The organism is Streptomyces sudanensis, from assembly GCF_023614315.1.
GTDB classification, from domain to species: Bacteria; Actinomycetota; Actinomycetes; order Streptomycetales; family Streptomycetaceae; genus Streptomyces; species Streptomyces sudanensis.
The window spans coordinates 4025725-4032862 of the sequence record NZ_CP095474.1 but is presented as its reverse complement, the minus strand read 5'-3'; the positions used below and the strand labels follow the sequence as shown (position 1 = coordinate 4032862).

The following is a 7138-nucleotide window of genomic DNA, read 5'->3' as shown; positions in this document are numbered from 1 at the left end:
GGGTGGCGGCGGACGGGGCGGCGGACGCCGAAAACCGCTTGCGGTACCCGCATAGGGTGCGGACATGCCGACTTCACCCCACCTGCGGGAGATCACCCCCGAGAACTTCGAGACGGCGATCGGGCTGAGGGTCCGATCCGACCAGGAGCACCTGGTGGCACCGGTGGTGAGGTCCCTCGCCGAGGCGTACGTCCACCCCGGCGTCGCCTGGCCCCGGCTCGTCTGCGACGGCGACGAGGCCGTCGGGTTCCTCATGGCCTTCTTCGACATCGACTGGACCGGCGGGGGCACCGACCTGCGCTCCGGGCTCTGGCGCCTCACCATCGCCGACGGAAGGCAGGGGCGCGGCTACGGGCGCTTCGCGGTGGAGGCCGTGGCGGCCGAGATCCGCGCCCGGGGCGGCACGCGCCTGACGACCACCTGGCACCCCGGACCGGACGGCCCGGAGGGCTTCTACCGGGCGCTCGGCTTCCGGCCGACCGGGGAGGTCAGCGGGGGGCAGACGGTGGGGGCGCTGGAACTGGCCTGAACCCCGGCCCACACCGTGCCGGCGCCGGTGCGGCGGGGCGCCGAGGAGCACCCGCTGATCCGGCCGGCGCAGGCCGCGCCGGTACGGGCGGCGCACCCGCCGGTACCCCTGGCCGGGACGCGGTCCGGGGCGGCGGCGTCACCCCTTCCGGTCCGGTACGGGCGGGGGCGGGGTGTCNGTGNNGGGTATAAGGNGGNNGGTTGTTCGCGTGCCGGGGCGGGNTGCGTCCCGGCGCGTCCGCCGGGGGTCCGCCCCTCCTCCAGCCAGCGGCGCAGCACGCGGTGCAGGGCCTCGGCGCCCACCAGCGTCTCCCCCGCCGCGACGGGCGCCGACAGCTCGCGCGGCCACAGCAGGAACGCCTCGCCCTGGTCGCCGCCGAGTCCGCCGTGCGAGCCGACCTGGTCCTCGAAGGCGTGCACCCGGTCGGTCCGCGGGTCGTACGCGGAGTTGACCATGATGTCCGCGACGTGCGGGAAGCCGTCGGCGCGGCGGATCGCGCGGGCGGCGCCCGGCCCGAACGCGGCGAGCGGCCCCACCCCGTCGGCCAGGTCCGCGACCGGCGTCTCGGAGCCGTCCGCCGCGAGCACCACCGAGCCGTGCCGCTCGCAGCGCACCAGGACGAAACCGACGCCCGGATGGCCGGCGAGGGCCGGCAGCAGCCCCGAGTGGCGGCGGTCGATCTCCTGGCGCGACATCCGGTGCGGCACGTCGGGGAAGTACACGAGCCCGAGGTTCCCCGACGCCAGCACCAGCGGTTCCGCGCCGCGTGCCGGGCGCTCCCCGGCCCGGTCCTCCTCGACCGGCCGGTGCAGGGCGCCGCGCAGCGCGCCCCGGGCCTCCGCGCCGCCCGCGACGCGCCGGGCCCGCCGGGACACCGGCAGGCCGCAGCCGACCCGTACGAGGTCCCGCAGCGTCAGCCCGTAGGCGCTCTCGAAGGTCTCGCCGAAGCTCTGCCCGTGGTCGGAGAGGACCACGATCCGGTACGGGCGGGGGGCGTGCCCCGCGGCCTTCGCGATCAGCCCGACGCACCGGTCGAGACGGGTGAGGACCCTCGCCGCCTCCTGCCCGTACGGCCCCGAGTGGTGGGCGACCTCGTCGTACGCCACGAGGTCGGCGTAGACGGCGCTCCGCCCGGCCAGCACGTCGCCCATCACGGCCGCGACCACCACGTCCCGCTCCACGACCGCGGCGAAGGCCCGGACGAACGGGTACGGGCCGCCGCGCGGCACGCGCGGCCGGTCGCCCCGCAGCCGGGCGGCGAGCGCCTCGCCGGCCTCCCGGAACACCTCCGCGACGAACGACACCGCGGTGCGGGTGGCGTTGGCCGGGTCCCGGAAGTAGGCGACGTACCCGGCGCGGGAGCGGATGCCGGGGCCGCGCCGGCCGGAGACCGACAGCACCAGGGCGAGCTGGTCCGCGCCGCCGCCGAAGAGGTTGCCCCGGCTGGCCCCGTCGCGGGCGAGGAGCCCGGGGTCGCCGGTGCGGGCGGCGGCGCGGCGCTGGAGCTCGGCGGCGGTCGCGGGCCGGTTGCACACCATGAGGCGGCCGGTGTCCTTCTCGTACCAGCGGAACGCGGGCACGTCGTGGTCGGTGCCGTGCAGCAGGGCGAGCTGGCTGGCGCCGGTCTGGCTGGACCAGCCGGTGCGCCACGGGGCGAGCCGGTGGGTGGTGGCCTCCCAGGCGGCGAGCGTCGGCATCAGCCCGGCGTCCAGGGCGTCGCGCAGCACGCGGTGGCCGACGCCGTCGAGCTGCAGGAAGACCGTGCCGGGCGCGGCGCCGGGGTCGGGGGCGGTGCGGCGGCGGCCGGCGAGCCGGTACAGGCGCCGGCCGTAGGCGTCGTCGTCGCGGACGGCGAGGGCGGTGGAGGTCGCGGACGCCACGGCGGACATGACGGCGGCGACGGCGACGGCGTTCTCCGGCTCGGCCTCGCCGCGACCGCCGGGGACGAGCCAGAGCGCGACCAGCAGCAGCGAGCCGTTGAGGAAGAAGACCAGCACGCCGAGGACGAGCGCCGGGACGAGCAGCAGCGCCCGGACGACCAGGGGCCACACGAGCGCGCCGAGCAGGCCGAAGGCGCCGGCGCCCCAGACGGCGGTGACGGCCGTCCGGGTGGCGCTGTCGCCGTCGCCGGACTGCAGCCGGAGGTCGGGGAGCACTCCGGCCAGGACGAGCAGGGTGAGCGTCGACGCGGCCCACACCACGGCGACCCGCAGGGCCGCGCGGCCCGCCGATCTCCACCGCCCGACGCCCACGCGATCCGCCTCCCACCCGCTTCCGTCCGGGGTTCCAGCGTGGCACACCGCGCCGCGGCGGCCCGCGGGCCGCCGGTGTCAGCGGCCGTCGTACCCGGCGGTGGGCATGGACAGCCTGCGGTGCACGCGGGCCTTGCCCTCCGCGTCGTACGAGGGCTCGTCGAGGCCGGCGGTCTCCAGGCGCACGCCGCGCCGCGCGCACTCGGCGGAGAAGTCCCGCGCCGACGTCAGGGCGCGTTCCAGGACGCGCTCGTTGGGCGCGACGAACAGGTCGACGGCGCCCGCCTCGACGTCCTCCCACAGCGCGCGGTGGTCGGGGGGCAGCCGGTAGCACAGGAGCTCGCGGCTGACGACGTAGCCCTTGTCGGCCGCCCACCGTTCGCACATGGCGTGCTGACTGCGCGTGTCGACCAGGAACGGGTCGCTGTCGAGTTCCTCGAGCGGCGTCAGGCTGGCGATCGCCGCCACGCGTACGTCGTCCATGGGCCGACCCTACTCCCGACGGGGCCCGCCGCAGCAGGCCGTCGCTCTACGCTCGGGGTATGGAGGTCACCTGGTGGGGCCACGCCACCTGCACGGTCGAGGACTCCGGGGTGCGGGTGCTGACGGATCCGCTGTTCGCCCGGCGGCTGGCGCACCTGCGCAGGCGCCGGGGCGCGCTGCCGCCGCCCGAGGCGGCGCTGGCCGACCTGGTCCTGGTGTCGCACCTGCACGCCGACCACCTGCACCTGCCGTCGCTGGCCCGGCTCGCGCCCGGTACGCGCCTGGTGGTGCCGCGCGGCGCGGTGCGGGCGGTGCCGGGGCTGCGGCGGCTGGAGGGGCTGCGGATCACCGAGGTCGGCGCGGGCGACGAGGTGGCGGTGGGGCCGGTGGCGGTGCGGGCGGTGCCGGCCGCGCACGACGGGCGGCGGCTGCCGGTGGGGCCGCACCGCTCCCCCGCCCTCGGGTACGTGGTGCGCGGCGCGGCGCGCACGTACTTCGCCGGGGACACCGGTCTGTTCGACGGGATGGCCGCGGCGGTCGGCGAGGTGGACGTGGCGCTGCTGCCGGTGGGCGGCTGGGGTCCGTTCCTGGGCCACGGCCACCTGGACGCGGGGCGCGCCGCGCGGGCCCTGGCGGCGCTGGCGCCCCGGGCGGCGGTGCCGGTGCACTACGGCACGTACTGGCCGGTGGGGCTGGACGCGGTGCGGCCGCACGAGTTCCACGCGCCGGGTGACGAGTTCGCCCGGCTGGCGGCGCGGCTGGCGCCGGGCGTCGCGGTGCACCGGCTCGGGCACGGGGAGAGCGTGCGGCCGGGGGCGGCACGGTGATCGGGGAGCTGCTCGGGCAGGAGGCGCAGCGGGCGGTCGGCTATCCGTCGCTGTTCCTGCTGGTGGCGCTGGGCGCGCTGGTGCCGGTGGTGCCGACGGGGGCGGTGGTCAGTTCGGCGGCGGTCGTGGCGTTCCACCAGGCGGCACCGTTCGCGCTGGTGGCGGTGTTCCTGGTGGCCGCGGCGGCGGCCCTCGCGGGGGACGCCGCGCTGTACTGGCTGGGGTGGCGCGGGGTCACCTCGCGGAGCGGTCCGCGGTGGCCCGCGGCGCTGGCGGCGCGGGCCGCTCCGGACCGGCTGGAGCGGGCCCGGGCGGAGCTGCGCCGGCACCGGGTGCCGGTACTGGTGGTGTCCCGGCTGGTGCCGGCGGGCCGGGTCCCGGTGATGGTGGCGTGCCTGCTGACGCGGATGCCGCCGGCCCGGTTCGTCCGGGGGGACGTGCCCGCGGTGCTGGCGTGGACGGCGGCGTACCAGCTGATCGGGGTGGCCGGCGGGGCGCTGTTCCCGCGGCCCTGGCAGGGGGTGGCGGCGGCGGTGGCGCTGGCGCTGCTGGTGAGCGCCGCCCCGGGGGCGTGGCGGTGGACGCACCGGGGGCGGCGGCCGGACGCGGACGGGTGAGGGGCCGGGACGGTACGGGCGCGTCCGCGCCGGAGGCGGGACCGCGGGCCGAAGACGGGCGCGGACGCGCCGGGGGCGGCCGGGCGCGGGTGGGGCGCGGTCACCCCAGGACGCGGGACTCGCCGATCGCGAGGTCCCAGAGGCGGTCGCGGGGCAGACCCGCGGACTCCCAGGCGGCGTGGAGGCGGGTCAGGGGCTCCAGGACCGGCTCGGAGGACAGGACGAAGGTCGCCCAGTGCATCGGGGCCATGATCCGGGCACCGAGGTCCCGGAAGGCGCGTACGGCCTCCTCGGGGTCGGTGTGGACGTCGCCGAGCCACCAGCGGGGGGCGTACGCGCCGATCGGCAGCAGCGCCAGGTCGATGCCGGGGTGGCGCTCGGCGATGCGGCGGAACCAGTGGCCGTAGCCGGTGTCGCCGGCGAAGTACACGCGCCGCCCGCGGCGGTCGGCGAGCACCCAGCCGCCCCACAGGGTGCGGCAGGTGTCGGTGAGGGTCCGCTTGGACCAGTGGTGGGCGGGGACGAAGTGGAAGCGGACGCCGCGCAGTTCGGCCGACTCCCACCAGTCGAGTTCGGTGACGGCGGTGAACCGGCGGCGGCGGAACCAGCGGCCGAGGCCGGCGGGGGCGAACACCGGCGTGGTGCGCGGGAGCCGGCGCAGGGTGGGCGCGTCCAGGTGGTCGTAGTGGTTGTGGCTGATGACGACCGCGTCGACGGGCGGCAGGTCCTCCCAGCGGACGCCGACGGGTGTGACGCGGGCCGGGGTGCCGAGGATGCGGCGGGACCACACGGGGTCGGTGAGGACGGTGAGGCCGCCGATGCGGACGACCCAGCTGGCGTGGCCCGCCCAGGTGACGGCCACCGTCTCCGGGCCGGCGGGCGGCAGCGGGCCGGGGGCGAAGGGCAGCCTGGGCACGTCGCGCAGGCCGTCGCTGCCGGGGCGTATGGCCGCGGAGCCCTCGCGGACCAGGCGGGCGAAGGCGTGGACGCCGGGCAGCGGCGCGGTGAGCCGGTCGGCGAAGGAGCGCGGCCAGGTGCGGACCTCGCCGGGCGGCCGGGCGGCCGGGCCGCGCTCGGGGAGCATGGGGGGCTCGGGGGCGCGGGGGCGGTGAGGTCGGTGGGCGTCCCGTCCGTCATCTGCGGTTCCCTCCAGCGGTCTCGGCACGGTTCGGGTCGGGGTCGGTGCCGCGCAGCGCGGCCGACAGGGCGTCCAGGGCCCGTGCCACGTGCGGCAGGCCGAGGGGGTCGTCGGCGGCGAGGGCCTCCAGCCGCTCCGCCTGCGTGGCCCCCAGCAGCGGGGTGGTGGCCAGGCGGACGCGCAGGGCGCCGGGCTCGTCCCCGAAGCGGTGGCCGCCGGGGACGGGGGTGCGGAGGCGTTCGGTCAGGTAATCCTCCAGTTCGATGGAGTCGGTGACGCCCCGGTCGGCGAGGGGTCCGCGGAGCGGGCCGAGGTCCGCGTACAGGTGGCGGCCCGCCTCGGGCGGCAGGGCGAGGGCGCCGGTGGCGAGCACCGTGTGGTGGACCGCGGCGGCCACGCGCGCGTGGAGGGCGGTCGCGGCGGCGTTCCGCGCGGTGACGGCCTCCGGTTCGTCGAGGGCGTGGGCGACGGCCGCGGCCAGCGGGCCGGGCAGGTCGGCGCCGAGGGCGGTGAGCACGTCCAGGGCGCGGGCCCGGTGGGCGGCGCCGGGCGTCCCGGCGGGGAAGCGGGCGACGGCGGCCGGCCAGGAGGCGGGGGTGACCGCGCCGGCGAGGTCGCACAGGACGGTGACGTCGCCGGGGCACATCTCGGCGGGGCTGACGAAGACCGTGTCGTGCGGGTGGTGCACGGTGTCCCGCCAGGTCTCGTCGCTGACGATGTGCAGCCCCTCCCCGACGGCCGCCTCGCACGCCTCGCGGACCAGTTCGGGCGGGGCGACGGTGCCGGTGGGATCGTCGGCGACGGCGAGGAGCAGGACGGCGGGACGGCCGCCCTCCGCGCGCACCCGCCGCACCGTCTCCAGCAGCGCGTACGGGTCGGGGACGCCGCCGCACTCGGCCGGTGCCGGCACCTGGTACGCGGACCGGCCCAGCAGGCGGGCCTGCGGGACCCAGGTCAGCGGGCAGGGGCGCGGCATCAGCACGTCGCCGTCGTGCGCGGCGAGCAGCGCGGTCAGCAGCGGCCCGGCGCCGGGCGAGGCGAGGACGTCCGCGGGGTGGCAGCGCAGGCTGCGCCGCGACCAGTGGCCGCACGCCGCCTCGCGCAGGACGGGGCCGCCGCCGGGCGGTTCCGGGTGGGGCCGGGAGGCGGCGCCGGCGAGCAGCGCGGCGAGCTCCTCGACCACGGGGAGGCCGGTGTCGGGGGCGGGCGGAGCGTAGCGGACCTGCCCGTGCCCGTGCGGGTGCCCGGAGGCGAAGCTGCGTGTCACCGCGACCTCCCGTGCGTCTGCGGAC

At 78.5% G+C, this 7138-nt stretch carries 7 protein-coding genes; 3 read left to right on the top strand and 4 right to left on the bottom strand.

Annotated features, from left to right (window positions below):
* The first annotated feature begins 64 nt into the window (after window positions 1-64).
* The gene (locus MW084_RS18535) at window positions 65-529 is read left to right on the top strand and encodes a GNAT family N-acetyltransferase (RefSeq protein ID WP_010469442.1); all 465 of its coding nucleotides are present in this window, start codon (window positions 65-67) and stop codon (window positions 527-529) included.
* Window positions 530-751: 222 nt separating this feature from the next.
* Here MW084_RS18535 and MW084_RS18530 read toward each other — a convergent pair.
* Together MW084_RS18530 and MW084_RS18525 are read right to left on the bottom strand one after the other, a co-directional pair.
* Window positions 752-2781, bottom strand: a 2030-nt coding sequence (locus MW084_RS18530; RefSeq protein ID WP_275563692.1) for a phage holin family protein, incomplete at its 3' end; no start/stop codon positions are given.
* Between the two features lie 78 nt (window positions 2782-2859).
* The gene (locus tag MW084_RS18525; protein ID WP_010469456.1) at window positions 2860-3264 is read right to left on the bottom strand and encodes a hypothetical protein; all 405 of its coding nucleotides are present in this window, start codon (window positions 3262-3264) and stop codon (window positions 2860-2862) included.
* 59 nt (window positions 3265-3323) lie between these two features.
* On the opposite strand from MW084_RS18525, the gene MW084_RS18520 reads away from it, so the two are divergent.
* Together MW084_RS18520 and MW084_RS18515 are read left to right on the top strand one after the other, a co-directional pair.
* On the top strand, window positions 3324-4091 hold the full coding sequence (locus tag MW084_RS18520) for an MBL fold metallo-hydrolase (protein WP_010469459.1): 768 nt from the start codon (window positions 3324-3326) through the stop codon (window positions 4089-4091).
* Window positions 4088-4708 carry a DedA family protein gene (locus tag MW084_RS18515; protein WP_010469461.1) on the top strand — a complete coding sequence of 207 codons (621 nt, stop codon included), beginning with the start codon at window positions 4088-4090 and terminating at the stop codon, window positions 4706-4708. The genes MW084_RS18520 and MW084_RS18515 overlap by 4 nt, the downstream gene beginning before the upstream one ends.
* Window positions 4709-4808: 100 nt before the next feature.
* Here MW084_RS18515 and MW084_RS18510 read toward each other — a convergent pair whose 3' ends face one another.
* Together MW084_RS18510 and MW084_RS18505 are read right to left on the bottom strand one after the other, a co-directional pair.
* Window positions 4809-5792 (bottom strand): MBL fold metallo-hydrolase, encoded by a 984-nt coding sequence (locus tag MW084_RS18510; protein WP_275563691.1) that lies wholly within the window; start codon window positions 5790-5792, stop codon window positions 4809-4811.
* 49 nt (window positions 5793-5841) lie between these two features.
* On the bottom strand, window positions 5842-7113 hold the full coding sequence (locus MW084_RS18505) for an aminotransferase class I/II-fold pyridoxal phosphate-dependent enzyme (protein WP_010469464.1): 1272 nt from the start codon (window positions 7111-7113) through the stop codon (window positions 5842-5844).
* Window positions 7114-7138 lie beyond the last annotated feature (25 nt).